The organism is Solibacillus sp. FSL R7-0682, assembly GCF_038005985.1.
Taxonomy (GTDB): Bacteria; Bacillota; Bacilli; order Bacillales_A; family Planococcaceae; genus Solibacillus.
In genome coordinates this window covers 3,778,828-3,795,257 of record NZ_JBBOUI010000001.1, presented here as the reverse complement: position 1 = coordinate 3,795,257, position 16,430 = coordinate 3,778,828, and the positions used below count along the sequence as shown (strand labels likewise).

Genomic DNA, 16,430 nt, shown 5'->3' with positions numbered 1-16,430 from the left:
GGTAAATTTAAATGATAATAAAGTCGGAGGTTAGACAACTCATGAGTCAGTCAGACAAAGAATTCATCTTAGTATACGGAGATGCATTCGTTGATTATATTGCTAATGACAAAACGAATACGACATTTACAAAATATTTAGGTGGTGCAACGATTAATGTCGCGGCAGGAATTAGTCGAATTGGCGCACCGTCAGCTTTAATTACGATTACTGGAGATGACGAAACATCGGAATTTTGTCGTCAAGAAATCGCAAAAGAAGGCGTTAATTTAGATTATGCCGTATATGATCCTTCAAAGCGTGTTAGCGGTGTGTATGTCCATTTAACAGAAAACTGTGAGCGCGTATTTAAAGACTATGTCGATGAGACACCAAATTTACAAGTGACACCGGAGCAATTGCAGGAAGAGGCTTTCAAGCGTGCATCGCTCTTAAATGTATGCTCAGGTACGATGTTTGAGCCAACTGCATTAGCTACAACACGTGCAGCTGTAGATATGGCAAAGGAAAAGGGTGCCATTATTGCGATTGATGCCAATATTCGACCGTTACGCTGGGACTCAGAAAAGCAATGTAGGGAAACAATTTCTGCATTTTTTGAAGATGCGGATATATTAAAGCTTACGGATGAAGAATTATTTTTCTTAACGGAGACAGAAACGATTGAAGAAGGCTTAGCAAAATTAGACGAGCTATTAGTGCCAATAATTTTAGTAACGGTTGGTGCAGATGGTGCATTTGCGGTATTAAATGGAGAAATAACGCATGTGCCAGTAGAGAAGGTTGTACCAGTTGATACAACTGGTGCTGGAGATGCTTTCATGGCTGGCATTTTACGCTATGTTCACTATAATGGTTTACCAACTGTGAAGGAAGATTTAGTAAAGTGTGTGTCGTTTAGTAATAAGCTTGGCGCAATGGCTGCAACAAAGCCAGGTGCCTTAACTGCCTTACCAAGCTATGAAGAAATTAAGCATTTAATAGAAGAATAATCGATGAAGACAAACTTGAGAGAACTTTGAGTTTGTCTTCTTTTTTATATATGCGTAACTTGTAGTTGACAAAAGTCGAGAATTGTAACGACGATTCGCTATAATGAGTGAGAATTTTTTCATATAATGAAATTATAGAGGTGAGTACAATGAATAGCTTTCAATTTGCCACAATCTTTACGACGAGACGTAAGGCATTAAATGTTACACAAGAGGAAATCGCACGCTATGTTGGGGTGTCAAGAGCAGCCGTTTCAAAATGGGAAAAGGGACTAAGTTATCCGGATATTTTACTGCTCCCAAAGCTCGCTGCCTATTTTAATGTATCGATTGATGAATTACTTGGTTATGAGCCACAAATGACCGAACAACGCATTTTAGAAACGTATGCAACACTTGCACAAGCATTTGCTACCAAACCTTTTGAAGAAGTAGATAAAGAAATTGATACGCTTTTAACAGAATATTATTCCTGCTTTCCACTTATTTTAAAAATGGCGCAACTGTATGTGAATTATTCTGACGTAGCAACGAATAAAGCGGTATTACTTGAGAAGGTGTTAGCATTATGTATCCGCGTGAAGCTTCATAGCGGGGATTACAAACTTGCAAATGAGGCACTTATGTTAGAAGCGCTTGTCTATATTATGAAAGGTGATGCAAAGCAAGTACTTGAGCTATTAGGTGAGGATGTATCAATAAAATTGGGTGTCGAAGAGCTTGTAGCAACAGCGCAAAAAATGCTCGGTAACACGGACAAAGCGAAGGAAATTTTGCAAGTCAATATGTATCAGCAACTATTATCGGTCGTATCGAATGCTTCTGAAACGATTTTGCTTGAAATTGATCATCCTGCTTATTTTGATGAAACAGTTCGCCGGATTAATGTATTGTTAGAAACATTTGAATTGAATAAGCTAAATGCAAATACAGCGCTTGTGTTTTACATTAAGGCAGCTAGTGGCTATGCGATGCAACAACGATTGGATGATGCGTTTGTTTGCATCGAAAACTATGTTAAAACATGTATGAGTATTACATTTCCTATTCGTCTTCAAGGAGATAACTTTTTTTACTTATTAGAAAATTGGATTGAGCGTGAAGTACTATTAAGCTCACAGGCACCACGCGATGATCAAACGATTAAAAAGGCATTGTATGAAAGTGTGGCGAAAAATCCATTGTTTGCAGCGCTACAAATGGATACGCGCTACCAATTGGTACTAAGGAATTTAAAACATTATTTACGATTACGGGAGGAATAACAAATGGAAGAAATCCTAAATATTCCGTGGGCATTGATTGCCCCATTACTTATTTTACAATTTGTTTTAGCGGCAGTTGCGATTATTGATATTGTGCGTGCCCATGAAACGCGCGGTCCAAAATGGGTGTGGATTGTTGTTTCATTAGTTGTTAATACAATTGGACCAATTCTTTACTTTTTAATCGGGCGTAAAAATACATGAGTTGCATTGAAGTAAAGCAACTGACGAAGCGATATGGAGAGAATGTGGTTGTCGATAATATTTCGTTTACTTTAGAAGCACGTACAGCTACGGCACTTATTGGTCCAAACGGTGCCGGAAAGACGACGACGTTATCGATGTTAGCAGGCTTACTTCCACAATCAGCAGGAGCTATTTACATGCCAGGGGTAACAGACGTGCGAACAGCAATTGGCTTTTTACCGCAATATCCTCAATATTATTCTTGGTTAACTGCAATAGAATATTTACAAATGGTAGCTAGTTTAAGTGGATTAGAGAAGCGAACAATTAAGAAGGAAAGTCAAAGAATGCTTGAGTTCGTAGGGCTTGGGGATGCAATGAAAAAAAAGACAGCAACTTTTTCTGGGGGAATGAAGCAACGTTTAGGCATTGCACAAGCATTAATTCATAAGCCGAAGCTACTTTTGTTAGATGAACCAGTGTCAGCGCTTGATCCAGTCGGGCGTAGGGAAATTATGAATTTATTAAAGGAAATTCAACAGCACACGACAATTTTATATTCCACACACATTTTAAATGACGCAGAAGAGATGACCGACCAATTGTTGTTTATGCGAAATGGTCAATTAGTGGAACAAGGCTCACTCGAGCAAGTAAAGGCAAAGTTTGAGCTACCACGCTATAAAGTACAGTTTAAGAACGAAGCACAGGCCCATCAATTTGCGAGCCAATCTCAGCTTCATGCAACAGCTGTGCAAAATATTGTTTATGTCGACATTTTAAATGATGCGCCAACGATGCAGCAATTGCTTCAACGACTAGTAGCCTCGCCTTACGAAGTCGAGAAAGTTGAACGTGAAGTAGCAAGTCTGGAGGAAATCTTTATGAAGGTGGCGGGAATAAATGCAACAATTTAGGACGTTACTATTAAAAGAATGGCGGGACAGTGTAAGAAGCTTTAAAATACTTTGGATACCGCTCGTGTTTATATTACTTGGTGTTAGTGATCCATTAGTAAATTATTTTATGGATGATATTATGAAGTCCGTTGGCAATATGCCAGAAGGTTTTTCGATGACTTTACCGGAATTCCAACCTGCAGATTTATTAGCTGCTTCAACTGGTCAATTTCAATCCATCGGGCTAATTGTATTAATTGCAGCTTATATTGGCATCTTTAGTCGGGAACGTCAAAATGGTACAGCGACGTTGTTATATGTAAGACCGATTTCATTTACGTCACTATTTTTTAGTAAATGGGTAGTGGCAAGTGCTATAGCTGTAATCAGTGCAATAGCCGGTTATATGGGCAGCATATATTATACAGTGCTCTTATACGGAACTGTCGATTGGATGAAATTTTTGGCAATGCTCACAACATACTGTGTTTGGCTCCTCTTTGTAATGGCAATAACCGTCGCAATGAGTGCTGCCTTTTCAACAGCAGTTGCTGCCACGATTACACTGTTACTCATTCCATTTGGACTTATAGTGGATGCATTAATCGGTAGCTTTTGGACGGTGACGCCTTGGAAGCTATCAAATTATGGCTTAGCACTGTTAACAGATAGTGTGTTAATGAAAAATTATTGGTGGACGTTTAGTGCGGTAGTAGTACTAATAATTATTACTATAATTAGTGGAATTATGATAAGTAAAAAACGGATGAATATGTTAAAAATATAAATAGAAAACACAAAGAATTTCTCGCTTAGGGAAGTCCTTTGTGTTTTTTTGTTAACTTTTTAGAAAATTGAGACTATAATAAGAGGCGTTATTGCTTTGCTATCTAAAATATAACCAATGCTCTGTTATTATGAAGGTGGACTAGCATTTTTAATACTAATATATAGTGAACCATTTTCTAAAACTTGGGCATAATAAACATCCTCAACGGAATGAATATTTTTTTTGGACAATTTTTTTAATAGCCATTCCTCCGTAAGCTCGAGTTCAGCTAAGTTTTCTAAAATAATTTTCCCATCAGAAATGAGCTCTGTTGGTAAATATTGAGGTGAAGGTGCTGAGACATTTACATTTTCCGCTGTAGCAGTACGCATAAGTGGTTTTTTCAAGACACTTAACTGACCATTTGTTTCAAAAACAGCATAAAGTACTTCGTCTAAAGAAAATATGCTTTGTTCCCGTAACATCATTGTTAATTCATCGGTATGAAGCCTTGATTTTTTTAAGTTGTCATTTAGTATGACACCATTTTGAATTACAATCATCGGTTTATCGTCAAAAAGGACACGGGCTTTTTTTGATTTAAGTGATAAAAAACTGACAAAAATCGTTAAAACAGTCCACCAAGTTAATGAGACAAGTCCATCTAAAAATGGTGTTTCTACCTGTGCCGAAATTTCAGCGGCAATCGAGCCAAATGTAATACCTGTTACATAGTGGAAAAAAGTGAGCTGACTGAGTTGTTTTTTGCCTATTATGCGCGCAAGCAGTAAAATAGCAAAAAATGCAACACTCGTCCGGATAAGCATTTCACCTAAATTTAGTTCCATTTTATCACTCCCTTAACGGATAGAGTGGTCGAATGATGGTGAAATTATACGAATTTAACGTAATCAGAAAGAATGTGAAAATATGTCAACTATTACACAACAACATCGATCGAATCCAATCTATCCAGTCATGGTTGCAATTGGTGTGTGTCATTTAATAAATGATACGATGCAGGCCGTAATTCCTGCGATGTTCCCATTGTTAGAGCGTGATTTAGGCTTAACTTTTACACAACTAGGGATGATTTCATTTGTATTAAATATATTTGCGAGTTTGTTGCAACCAGCTGTTGGATTTATGACTGATAAAAAGCCGTTTCCGTATGCATTACCATTAGGAATGACAAGTTCTTTTATCGGCTTAACATTACTAATTGTCGTTGATCAATATTGGATGATTTTATTGTCTGTCGTCTTTTTAGGGATAGGCTCGGCAATTTTCCATCCCGAAGGTTCCCGTGTATCATTTATGGCTGCAGGGAATAAGCGCGGATTGGCACAGTCCATTTATCAAGTAGGCGGAAATTCGGGACAAGCATTAGCGCCATTATTGAGTGCATTTTTAATTTTGCCCTTTGGTATGAATGGGGTAGCGCTTGTTTTAGTACTGACATCGATTGGTATTTTTTTATTAACTAAAATTGCGGCATGGTATAAGCGTCAGCTTGAAGAAGAGAAATTATCTAATGTTAAAAAAGTGCTCGTTTCTTCACTACCACCATTGACGAAAAGGCAAGTAGGGAAGGCGCTTGTGCTATTATTAGTCATTATTTTCGCTCGTTCATTTTATGTGACGAATATGACAAGTTTCTACGTGTTTTATTTGATCGAAGTGTACAAAATAAAAATTGAATTTGGACAATTACTAATTTTTATTTTCATGGGTTTAGGGGTTGTAGGAACATTTTTTGGTGGGCCGTTATCCGATCGAATTGGGAGAAAAAATGCAATTTTGATTTCTGTCATAGGGCCCATCCCACTTTGTTTAGCATTACCCTTTTTACCGTTACCACTCGTTATGATCTTTTTAAGCATTATCGGAATGCTTATTATGATTAGTTTTACTGTGACAGTAGTATACGCGCAAGAACTTGTCCCAACAAAAATTGGGACAATGGCAGGGTTAACGGTTGGAGTTGCATTTGGTATGGGTGCAATAGGTTCTGTAGTAATTGGGATGTTTATGGATCAATTTGGCATTGAGCCAACAATGATTGTTGTTTCTTGCTTAACCATACTTTTACTCGTTGCCTTTTTCCTACCGAAAGACAAAGTCGCAATTTAAAAAATATCGCGTGCACGAGGGCAGTCCACGTGTACGCGATTTTTGTGTAGAGATATTGGCTATATTAATATAATGTATTGTCCCTTTTTTCAATGTCTATCTGTGCTAGTATGGTTTTGCGATTTTCAGTTATAAGCTGCTTTAATTAAGCACGTTTAACGCGTTTTCAATTTGACGCTCCGCGATTTTACGTTGTACTTAAAATCACACATTTGCACTTTTGATGTAGCATATTGATTTGTTCTAATTCTATTATTAAGTTGCATGTTAGAGAAGTTATGTTCATATAATTTAAATGCAAAAACTGCACTTCAATTGTTCTGTTTTTAACAATTGAAGTGCAGTTAACGAACATATTATTTTAAAGAATTATCCTTGTGCAGTCCGTACTGCAGCAGGAATACGGTCTGGATCTGTAACGATGCCTTCAGTAATGTTTACTTCATACATTTTGTTGTCATACGTAAATTTGAAAATACCATTATCAAAATCTGTTCCAATCTCCTTGAAGAATATCCCCTCGATTGAAATGATTTTCGGGCATGTAAATGCAACCTTATAATGCTCGTTTTCTTCTACTAGGTAGGCACGTACACCTTTTTCAAAAATATCAATTAACTCATCGTCATTCGGACGTTTCACTGATACGATATGGAAATCGACGAATGGAATTTCTTTCAGTAAAACATTTAAGAAAGAGCCTTTCGTAATTTCTTCCCATCGACTTTGTGCACTTTGTCCTACAATGATTTGTGTAATATTATAATCCATTGCAATTTCTGTAATGACTTTATGAATTGGGCGACGTTCATTGTCTTTTACGATGAATTTTTCCACTTCTAATTCATTAGTAAGCTGTTCCCACTGTTCAATATAACCGGACTTTTCTGCATCAAATGCATCAAGTGGCTTAGAATCGACTGTTAGCACGTATAGTGGGCAGTCTAGTAAAGTAGCTAGTTTGTGTCCACGACGAATTAAGCGTTCGCCGTTTTGTCCGTAATACACACAAACTAAAATACTTTCATCCATTCGACCTTTTACATGTTTCATTTTAGTTCGCACCTCTTTTTCTTATCCTATGATAATGAATTAAAAACTTTGGCAGATGTCATAGTTTTGGAATGGAATCTTTGTGAAAGCACAAAGTCTAATCCAGACACAATTACGTCGAGACGTAATTGATATTGAGAAATTTAGCATAAATGAGAGAAAACTAATGCTATTACAGTGCATTAAGCACATTATTATTGTATACTTATACCTGTACTGTTTCTTTAATGTTTAGTAAATTTTCCATAATAATTTATTATTGGATATATTTTATCGGATAAATTTTTCGTATTGGAAGATAGATTCTCCATATGCCACATTATTATGAATTGAGTTAATTGGATAGTCAAGTGTGATTGTCTTTTTCATCCTTACTATACATCATATAAATCATATACATTGACTTTACTCTAGGAGGTTTTTGCTTTTGATTGTTGCATCTTCAATTTTACTTCCCTTTATCGCTGCGGCATTGATTCCGCTAATATACAGGCGATTCAAAAACATTCACTTAGGATGGTTTGTTTTAGTAGTACCCGTTGTTTTATTTTCGTTATTAGCTACATATATCCCTCGAATCGCAAGTGGCGAAACATTTGTTAAAACATTCGAGTGGATCCCCTCATTCGGTATTAATATAACAACTTACTTAGACGGCTTGAGTATGATTTTTGGTTTACTCATCACGGGCGTAGGTAGTTTAGTTATATTATATTCTATTTTTTATTTATCAACGAAAGAATCGCTACATCATTTCTATTGTTATTTATTACTTTTCATGGGCGCTATGCTAGGCGTTGTCTTTTCAGATAATTTAATGGTGTTATATGTGTTTTGGGAGTTGACAAGTGTTTCGTCATTCCTGTTAATCGCATTTTGGCATCATCGTAAAGCTTCACGTGCAGGTGCACGGAAGGCTATGCTCATCACTGTAAGTGGTGGCGTTGCCATGCTTGCTGGTTTTTTAATGTTATATGTAATGACGGGTACATTTAGTATTCGCGAAATTATAGCGAATTTAGATGTTGTTCAGTCAAGTGCAATGTTTGTTCCCGCAATGTTATTAGTGCTACTTGGTGCTTTTACTAAGTCCGCGCAATTCCCATTCCATATTTGGTTACCAGATGCGATGGAGGCACCAACACCGGTTTCTGCCTATTTACACTCCGCAACGATGGTAAAGGCCGGGATTTATTTAGTAGCCCGTACGACGCCGATTTTTGGAGGGCATGAAGTATGGTTCTGGATGGTAAGTGGTGTCGGTATTTTAACGTTATTCTGGGGCTCACTTAATGCGGTCCGTCAGTATGACTTAAAGGCATTACTAGCTTACTCTACAATTAGTCAGCTCGGATTAATTATGAGCTTATTTGGCCTCGGTTCTGCTGCATTACATTTAGGTTATTCAACAGGTTCTATTATTTATACGCAGGCGACGTTTGCTGCACTATTCCATTTGATCAATCACTCAACTTTTAAAGGCGCATTATTCATGATGGTTGGTATTGTCGACCATGAAGTTGGAACACGAGATATTCGTCGTTTAGGTGGTTTAATGTCACTCATGCCTTTTACCTTTACAATTGCCGTCATTGGTAGCTTCTCAATGGCAGGGTTACCACCATTTAACGGCTTCTTAAGTAAAGAAATGTTCTTTATGGCCACAGTAAAAATTACGCAGCTTGATATTTTCTCACTAAATAGTGTTGGATTATTATTTCCTATCGTTGCATGGATAGCGAGTGTATTTACGTTTATTTACTGTGTCATTATCGTGATGCGAACATTCTTCGGCAAAATTCAACCAGATCGTTTGGAGAAGCCACCGCATGAGGCCCCAATCGGCATGTTAATTTCACCGTATATTTTAATTGGGCTTGTTATTGGTATTTTTATTTTCCCGAACGTCCTCGGTCATTATATTTTAAGACCAGCGATGGCAAGTATTTATCCAATGTTCCCATCAACAGAAGATATGACGCCTCATATTTCAGCATGGCATGGTTATATCAGTACGGAATTAATAATGACATTTGGTGTTATTGTAGCTGGTATTTTCTTATACCGGACACTAAAGAAGTGGCGCCCAGTGTATCAGCTTATTCCACCAAACTATACGCTTAATGGCTTATATGAGCGTGTAATTGGATTTAGTGAAAACTATTCAGAGCGCGTAACAAAGCGTTATATGAATGGCAATTTAACTTATTACTTCACCTATATTTATGTATTCTTCGTGGCTATTTTGGCAGGCTATATGATTTATGCAGATGTATTTAGCTGGGATCCATCAAAGGATTCTGTTATCGAACCATATGAGTTAATTTTAGTGTTCGTGATGATATTTGCAGCAATGGCCATTTTATTTGCTAAGCAACGTATTACCGTCGTGTTATTAAATGGAGTTCTTGGATATTCAGTGGCGTTCTTCTTCGTTGTCTTCCGAGCACCAGATTTAGCTTTAACACAATTGGTTGTAGAATCAGTTACGACAGCGCTGTTTTTATTGTCCTTCAAGTTTTTACCTAAGCTTTCAAAGGAAAAGGTATCAAAGGGCTGGAGGGCAACAAAAGCAACGATTTCGATTGCTGTTGGTGCAACTGTTACATTGATTGGCTTAACAGTTATGAATTATGAAAAATTCGAACCAATTTCTGCTTATTTTGAGGACTCCTACAACTTGGCTGGTGGAAAAAATATCGTGAATACGATTTTAGGCGATTTCCGTGCATTCGATACAATGCTTGAAGTAGTCGTGCTATTTATTGCAGGGCTTGGCGTCTACACACTCATTAAGCTAAAGGCGAAAAAGGGGGATGCAGACGTTGAAAATTAATGATGTAATTTTGAAGACGGTCGTACGAGGCGTTGTCTTTATCGTCTTTACGCTCGGAATGTATTTATTTTTTGCAGGACATAATGCACCAGGAGGCGGCTTCATCGGGGGGCTTGTTCTTGGTTCAGGTATTGTGTTGCTGTATTTAACCTATGACATTGAAACAGTGCATAAAGGAATGCCTTTCGATTTTAAAAAGGTCGCAGCTATTGGGGTGTTGCTCGCTACAGGTACTGCGATTGGCTCGATATTTGTTGATGCTCCATTTTTAACGCAAACAGATGGCTATTTTGACATTCCGTTACTTGGAGAAAAGCATTTATCTACTGTGACATTGTTTGAGGCAGGTGTGGCGCTAACGGTTATCGGTACACTTGTTACAATTATTTTAAATATAAGTGAGGATGAATAGTATGGAGTCGTTAATGATCGTGCTTGTCGGCATACTCGTAGCAGTCGCTACTTATTTAATCCTCTCGCGTAGTGTATTACGTGTAATTGTCGGGACAGCTATTTTATCGCATGCTGTGCATTTACTAATTTTGACAGTAGGCGGTTTGAAAAAAGGAAGTGTGCCGTTGTTAGGTCAAGCGGCAGCACCATTTACAGATGCGCTTCCACAAGCATTAATTTTGACAGCAATCGTAATTAGTTTTGCGGTAACTGCCTTTTTACTTGTGCTAGCATATCGTATGTATTTAACGAATGGTTCGGATGATTTCCAACAGCTTGGAGGGTCATCAGATGAGTAACATTCTTGTATTACCGTTAATTGTGCCGATTATTACGGCGGCTTTATTAGTTTTTTTACATGATTATATTAAACTACAGCGAATTGTGAGTTTAGTGACAATGGTTTTTGTAGCAATCACTTCAGTAGTATTACTCCAATTGATACAAACGGAAGGGATTTTACGATTAGACTTCAGTGGCTGGGCACCACCGTTTGGAATATTATTTGTGGGGGATTCATTCTCAGTACTACTCGTATTAACAGCAAGCATTGTCACAGCAATTTGTTTAATATATGCCTTTTCTACAATTGGGGAGGAACGTGAGAAACATTATTTCTACCCGTTTGTGTTGTTTTTAATTGCTGGAGTTAATGGATCATTTTTGACAGGCGATATTTTTAACTTATTCGTCTGCTTCGAAGTGATGTTGCTTGCATCCTATGTATTAATTGCGCTTGGCGGAGAAAAGGTTCAATTACGCGAATCGTTAAAATATGTGCTCATTAATGTAGTGGCATCTTGGATGTTTTTAGTGGCGCTAGCGTACTTATATGGCACAGTCAAAACACTCAATATGGCACATATTGCGCAGCGTGTGGCTGAGGCAGGGCAAGATCCGGTTCTTACACTTGTGTCCATCATCTTTTTAATTGTCTTTGCACTAAAAGCCGGATTACTTTTATTTTTCTGGCTTCCAGGTTCATATAGTGTTCCACCTACTGCAGTACAAGCGCTTTTCGCCGCATTACTTACAAAGGTCGGAATTTATGCATTATTTCGTACGTTTACATTAATGTTCCCATTGCAACCAGACATAACTCATACGATTATTGGTGTCATGGCTGGTTTAACGATTATTGCAGGTTGTCTGGGTGCATTATCAGGACGAGATGTGCGAACAATTGCCACCTATAATGTCATTATTGGAGTCGGTTTTATTTTGTTAGCATTAGCGATTGGTACAGAGGAAGCGGTGGCTGGTGCGGTTTACTATTTAATTCACGATATGATCGCAAAAGCTATGTTGTTTTTACTCATTGGTACGATGGTTATGCTAACAGGTGAAATTGTCGTAAAAAAAATGAACGGTTTAATTCGTAATTACCCATTATTCGGTTGGTTATTCTTCTTAACGATGTGTGCACTTGTTGGTATACCTCCATTAAGTGGCTTTATTGGGAAGGTATTAATCGGGCAAGGGGCAATTGAAACTGGCTCGTATGTATTATTAGCATTGGGCTTTGGCTCAAGTATCATCGTTCTCTACTCTCTTCTACGTATTTTCCTTGCGTCATTCTTCGGTGAAACTACGATTAGTGAAGAGGACAAAATGCCAATTCCACGAGGTGCAATGGTATCGTTCGTATTGTTAGCGATTTGTATGATTGGCCTAGGTGTTGGTGCAGAAGGCATCGCGATTTATGTGGAAGATGCAGCCTATACATTAGTGAATCCGTCCGTTTATATTGATGCGATTTTAAATACGAATAAATAAAGGAGGGGTGAGCACATGTCAGGACAATTTATTGTTAACTTATTTATTGCGGCGTTATGGTTTCTATTGAAAGACGATCCCAATGCAGATTTCACAACATTTATGTCGGGCTTTTTGGGCGGGACGCTAATTTTATATGCAATGCACCGCTTTTTCGGGACGCAGTTTTATTTACGCCGTGTGTTAAAAATTATTAAGCTCATCCTGCTATTTATTCGAGAGCTACTTTTATCAAGTTTTGAAGTGTTAAAGCAAGTACTAGATCCGCAATTAAAGATTACACCAGGCATTTTCACATACGAAACGCGTCTAGAAGGAGATTGGCAAGTGACAACGCTGGCCTTACTTTTAACGTTAACACCAGGTTCAGTTGTAATGGAAGTTTCAGAAGACGGGAAAATGTTCTATATTCATGCGATGGATATAGAGGAATCAAAGGAAACAGTAATTCGTTCGATTGGGAAATTTGAGGCAGCTATTTTGGAGGTGACACAATGATCGATACGATTTTAAAAGCGTCCCTTGTCCTATTTATGGTGGCAATAGCACTCTCGCTTTTTCGTGTAATAAAAGGACCTTCCTTGCCAGATCGTGCAATTGCACTCGATACGATTGGTGTTAATTTAATATCAGCTATTGCGATTGTGTCGATTGTTTTAAAAACGAAGGCCTTTTTAGAAGCGATTTTAATATTAGGGATTTTAGCATTTATCGGGACAATTGCGTTCTCGAAATATATTGAAAGAGGTGTCATCGTTGAACGTAAATCAGCTGATTGAGTTAATGGCGGCACTACTCATTTTATTTGGTTCGATTGTAAGTGTCATAAGTGCATTCGGAATGATTCGCTTACCAGACGTATACACACGCTCGCATGCAGCAACAAAATCTGCAACGCTTTCCGTATTATGTGTGTTGTTTGGGGCGTTCGTATATTTTTGGATTCACGATGGCTACGTCAGCATTCGTTTAATTTTAGGAATTATTTTTGTCTTCATTACCGCACCAGTTGCAGGGCATTTAGTATGTCGCGCGGCTTATCGATCACGCGTTCCTTTAGCAGAAGGCTCAGGTAACGATGCATTAAAGTCAGTGCTGTTTGATGACGAAGAACTACGAGTAAAATCAGAGATCGAACAATTAAAATAGTAAAAATTAAAACATACATCCGGTAAGTAAATAGCTTACTGGATGTTTTTTGTTGGGAATAAAAATGGGGAAAAGTTATGTTGAAAAAGAAATACAACAAAAATTGTGGGTAACTTTTTAATAACCTGTTGAAAAAGCGTGTGTAAATTGTGAATAACTGAATGAAAAGTGGATAACTTTGTGGATAAGTATGAATTGTGGATAGTTTTTTCTGAATTTATTGACAAAAAGGTGTTTTTAAAATATAGTACATTACAACACTAATGTACTAATGAAGTCCGTCTGAAGGGAGGCTTTATTTTGGATTTACATACAAAAAATACAACGCCAATTTATTTACAAATTACAGAATGGCTGGAGAATGAAATACTTGCTGATCGATTACTTCCCGATGGTAAAGTTTATTCCCAATATCAGCTTGCTGAAATATTCAACATTAACCCTGCCACAGCGGGGAAAGGCTTAACTATCTTAGTTGAAAAAGAAATCTTATATAAAAAGAGGGGACTTGGTATGTTTGTTGTTACGGATGCAAAGCAAAAGATTTTAGCAACACGACGCAATGAAACATTAACGAAAATGGCGCAGGAAATTGTGCTAGAAGCAAAACGGTTAGCTGTATCAGATGAAGATTTACTTGAATTGATTAAACACATTCAAAAGGAGGTGTAGGTAATGATTCTATGTAAGGGCTTAGAAAAAAAATATGGTAAAAAGGCGATTTTAACGGATATTTCCTTTGAAATAGGTGAGCCAAAAATTGTGGGGTTAATTGGACGGAATGGTGTGGGGAAATCGACATTGCTACGTTTATTAGCAGGGTATATGAAGCTTTCTAGTGGGCAGTTAGAAGTCATTAATCAAAACCCTTACCAAAATTTAACTGTTGCAGCGAATACGATTTTTATTGAAGAAACGATGACTTTTCCGAATGTATTAACAATAGGAGAGCTAATCAATGCCGCACCGAAATTTTATCTAAACTTTGAAAAAGAATTAGCACTGAAGCTTCTCCGTTATGTTGGTATTTCTGAAAGAGGCTACCATTATCAGCTTTCTAAAGGACAGAAGGCAGCCTTTAACTTAATTTATGGATTAGCATCACGCAGTGCGATAACGTTGTTAGATGAACCAATGAACGGGTTAGATGAAGCCATTCGAGATGATATGTACCGTGTCATTTTAAAGGAATATATCGAATATCCGCGATTGATTATTTTATCTAGTCATTATTTGAATGAGCTAGAGCATTTAATCGAAGATATTTTACTCCTTCACAATGGAAGCGTAGCCTTATTTGCACCCGTGGAGGAAGTAGAACAACTTGCAGTAAAGCTTATTGGGCAAAAGGACGTAATGGTACCGCTTGTAGATCAGCTAGGTGTACTCGCAATCAATGATAATCCCCCGTTTTATGAAGTAGTTGTTCAACAAGCACCAAAAGAGCTTCCTCACGGGATTCAACAGCAAGCTTTATCAGCTAGTGAGGTATGCAAATATATAACGAATGAACGGGAGGGAACAGTCGATGACATCTATCGTTAAAATAAGTACAAAGGAACACGTTATTGAACAAGTAAAATGGAAGTGCAAAGTGTATAACTCAATGTTTAGTACGGTCATTATTGTACACTTTATATTTGGCTTGTTAACTTTTTATAACGGATCAGCTAATCGTTGGGGAGGGAGTAGTTCTTTAGAGATCCAAGAAAGCATTTATGGTCTAGAATTTGTTTTTATAGTAAGTATTTTTATGCTGTTCTTATTAGGTTGGTCATTAGCTGCAAAGCCATTTCTCAACCAAAGCTACTCAATCCCAAATACAAATGTACAAGAAACGGTTTCTAGCTTTATCCTTTTAATACTGCTAGCATTATATACGATTGTTTCTGCACTATGTACGACTGTTATTTTATTTTTTATAAAGATTCTATTAGATGATAAAGGAATTAAGCTATTTCAATTAGGCATAGATCCATCCATACTGTTTCTATTTTTTATCGTTATCTTATTAGCAAGTACAGTTGGTTATTTCTTAAAATCCCTTTATGATGTTTCGAAAGTCGGTTTTATTGCAGTACTTGGCGTATTTGCTTTACTAGCCATACAGGTAGAGGACTTCTTTGTTTTTTTATTTACTACAGATGTTGGTACGATTAACATGCGAAGCTTATTCTATTTAATAATTCTTTGGGGGTTAACGATTATTTGTAGAAAGCAAAACGAGGTGATTCGCCGATGAGTATAATTTCGTTATTACCGGTGTTAGTAGTGGTAATTTTCATTGTCTTAGTATTGATGGGGATTGGATTGCTTTTAAAGAAAGTGACGATTTGGAGACCGAAACATACGCTCTTCATAAGCATCGCTTATTTTTCAATCGCTTTAATTTCCGTTATAGGAATTGTTGTACTACAAGATAAGGCAGTAAAATTTCCATCCGAACAAGTGTTACAAAAGCAAATTGAATTTAATAACAAGTTGAGTAACGAAATAGAACTTCGTAATTATGAAAACTTAGAACGTTCGTTGCTAAAGTTTTCTAAAACCATTGAAGTGAACACACCTGACCTTGAAGTGGTACGAGGCGACAATAGTTTTGATACACGTATAGTGATTGAGTGGAATGATTCGAAGTCAAATGAGATTGTCGCTTCTTATTATGAAACACCCTTATATTACGATGGAATAAATTTATCGGATAAAGTACAGCAACCTATAGTTGAATTACGAGATGAAAAGTTATATATAGAAAACCCAACAACCTTTGTAAAAGTGCAGTCCCTACGTATGACCATGTATCAATTTCAAAATCAAGGTCCTCATCAGGATTTCATCGGACTTCGCATTTTACACTTGAATGTTCCGAGACACTTCAATATCATTGATAATAGTGGGTGGAGTTACTAGCTCGCGAGT

At 37.3% G+C, this 16,430-nt stretch carries 19 protein-coding genes; 17 read left to right on the top strand and 2 right to left on the bottom strand.

Going from position 1 to position 16,430, the window contains the following annotated elements; translation table 11 throughout:
• Positions 1-41: 41 nt before the first annotated feature.
• From MKZ17_RS19050 to MKZ17_RS19030, 5 genes are all read left to right on the top strand, one after another.
• A complete protein-coding gene (locus tag MKZ17_RS19050) occupies positions 42-992 on the top strand; it encodes a carbohydrate kinase family protein (protein ID WP_340725281.1) in 951 nt (316 codons plus the stop codon).
• 149 nt (positions 993-1,141) lie between these two features.
• The gene (locus tag MKZ17_RS19045) at positions 1,142-2,257 is read left to right on the top strand and encodes a helix-turn-helix domain-containing protein (RefSeq protein ID WP_340725280.1); all 1,116 of its coding nucleotides are present in this window, start codon (positions 1,142-1,144) and stop codon (positions 2,255-2,257) included.
• Positions 2,258-2,260: 3 nt separating this feature from the next.
• Positions 2,261-2,461 carry a PLD nuclease N-terminal domain-containing protein gene (locus MKZ17_RS19040; RefSeq protein ID WP_340725279.1) on the top strand — a complete coding sequence of 67 codons (201 nt, stop codon included), beginning with the start codon at positions 2,261-2,263 and terminating at the stop codon, positions 2,459-2,461.
• Complete coding sequence (locus MKZ17_RS19035; protein ID WP_340725278.1) at positions 2,458-3,360, top strand: ABC transporter ATP-binding protein; 903 nt, start codon at positions 2,458-2,460, stop codon at positions 3,358-3,360. Before MKZ17_RS19040 ends, MKZ17_RS19035 begins: the two co-directional genes overlap by 4 nt.
• Positions 3,347-4,129, top strand: a complete 783-nt coding sequence (locus MKZ17_RS19030) for an ABC transporter permease subunit (protein ID WP_340725277.1) — start codon at positions 3,347-3,349, stop codon at positions 4,127-4,129. The genes MKZ17_RS19035 and MKZ17_RS19030 overlap by 14 nt, the downstream gene beginning before the upstream one ends.
• Before the next feature lie 128 nt (positions 4,130-4,257).
• On the opposite strand, the gene MKZ17_RS19025 is transcribed toward MKZ17_RS19030, so the two are convergent.
• The gene (locus tag MKZ17_RS19025) at positions 4,258-4,959 is read right to left on the bottom strand and encodes a DUF421 domain-containing protein (RefSeq protein WP_445326931.1); all 702 of its coding nucleotides are present in this window, start codon (positions 4,957-4,959) and stop codon (positions 4,258-4,260) included.
• An 82-nt stretch (positions 4,960-5,041) separates the two neighbouring features.
• Between MKZ17_RS19025 and MKZ17_RS19020 the strand changes: the two genes are divergently transcribed.
• Entirely contained in the window at positions 5,042-6,244 is a 1,203-nt protein-coding gene (locus MKZ17_RS19020) for an MFS transporter (RefSeq protein WP_340725276.1), read from the top strand.
• A gap of 369 nt (positions 6,245-6,613) precedes the next feature.
• Here the strand turns inward: MKZ17_RS19020 and MKZ17_RS19015 are convergent, their stop codons facing one another.
• Positions 6,614-7,297 carry a universal stress protein gene (locus MKZ17_RS19015; RefSeq protein ID WP_340725275.1) on the bottom strand — a complete coding sequence of 228 codons (684 nt, stop codon included), beginning with the start codon at positions 7,295-7,297 and terminating at the stop codon, positions 6,614-6,616.
• A gap of 427 nt (positions 7,298-7,724) precedes the next feature.
• Here MKZ17_RS19015 and MKZ17_RS19010 point away from each other — a divergent pair, with 427 nt between their 5' ends.
• The 11 genes from MKZ17_RS19010 (at position 7,725) to MKZ17_RS18960 (ending at position 16,421) form a co-directional block, all read left to right on the top strand.
• Positions 7,725-10,133: a Na+/H+ antiporter subunit A gene (locus tag MKZ17_RS19010; RefSeq protein WP_340725274.1), complete on the top strand. Its 2,409-nt coding sequence runs from the start codon at positions 7,725-7,727 to the stop codon at positions 10,131-10,133.
• The gene (locus MKZ17_RS19005; protein WP_340725273.1) at positions 10,123-10,545 is read left to right on the top strand and encodes a Na(+)/H(+) antiporter subunit B; all 423 of its coding nucleotides are present in this window, start codon (positions 10,123-10,125) and stop codon (positions 10,543-10,545) included. Before MKZ17_RS19010 ends, MKZ17_RS19005 begins: the two co-directional genes overlap by 11 nt.
• Position 10,546: 1 nt before the next feature.
• Positions 10,547-10,885 carry a Na(+)/H(+) antiporter subunit C gene (locus MKZ17_RS19000; RefSeq protein ID WP_340725272.1) on the top strand — a complete coding sequence of 113 codons (339 nt, stop codon included), beginning with the start codon at positions 10,547-10,549 and terminating at the stop codon, positions 10,883-10,885.
• Positions 10,878-12,362, top strand: coding sequence for a Na+/H+ antiporter subunit D (locus MKZ17_RS18995; RefSeq protein WP_340725271.1), 1,485 nt, complete (start codon positions 10,878-10,880; stop codon positions 12,360-12,362). Before MKZ17_RS19000 ends, MKZ17_RS18995 begins: the two co-directional genes overlap by 8 nt.
• 15 nt (positions 12,363-12,377) lie before the next feature.
• Positions 12,378-12,860, top strand: coding sequence for a Na+/H+ antiporter subunit E (locus tag MKZ17_RS18990; protein WP_340725270.1), 483 nt, complete (start codon positions 12,378-12,380; stop codon positions 12,858-12,860).
• A complete protein-coding gene (locus tag MKZ17_RS18985; protein WP_340725269.1) occupies positions 12,857-13,141 on the top strand; it encodes a Na(+)/H(+) antiporter subunit F1 in 285 nt (94 codons plus the stop codon). Before MKZ17_RS18990 ends, MKZ17_RS18985 begins: the two co-directional genes overlap by 4 nt.
• On the top strand, positions 13,119-13,511 hold the full coding sequence (locus MKZ17_RS18980) for a Na+/H+ antiporter subunit G (RefSeq protein WP_340725268.1): 393 nt from the start codon (positions 13,119-13,121) through the stop codon (positions 13,509-13,511). Before MKZ17_RS18985 ends, MKZ17_RS18980 begins: the two co-directional genes overlap by 23 nt.
• Before the next feature lie 300 nt (positions 13,512-13,811).
• Positions 13,812-14,183 (top strand): GntR family transcriptional regulator, encoded by a 372-nt coding sequence (locus tag MKZ17_RS18975; protein ID WP_340725267.1) that lies wholly within the window; start codon positions 13,812-13,814, stop codon positions 14,181-14,183.
• A gap of 3 nt (positions 14,184-14,186) precedes the next feature.
• Complete coding sequence (locus MKZ17_RS18970; RefSeq protein ID WP_340725266.1) at positions 14,187-15,056, top strand: ABC transporter ATP-binding protein; 870 nt, start codon at positions 14,187-14,189, stop codon at positions 15,054-15,056.
• The gene (locus MKZ17_RS18965; protein ID WP_340725265.1) at positions 15,040-15,753 is read left to right on the top strand and encodes a hypothetical protein; all 714 of its coding nucleotides are present in this window, start codon (positions 15,040-15,042) and stop codon (positions 15,751-15,753) included. The genes MKZ17_RS18970 and MKZ17_RS18965 overlap by 17 nt, the downstream gene beginning before the upstream one ends.
• Complete coding sequence (locus MKZ17_RS18960) at positions 15,750-16,421, top strand: hypothetical protein (protein ID WP_340725264.1); 672 nt, start codon at positions 15,750-15,752, stop codon at positions 16,419-16,421. The genes MKZ17_RS18965 and MKZ17_RS18960 overlap by 4 nt, the downstream gene beginning before the upstream one ends.
• The last annotated feature ends 9 nt before the right edge of the window (positions 16,422-16,430 follow it).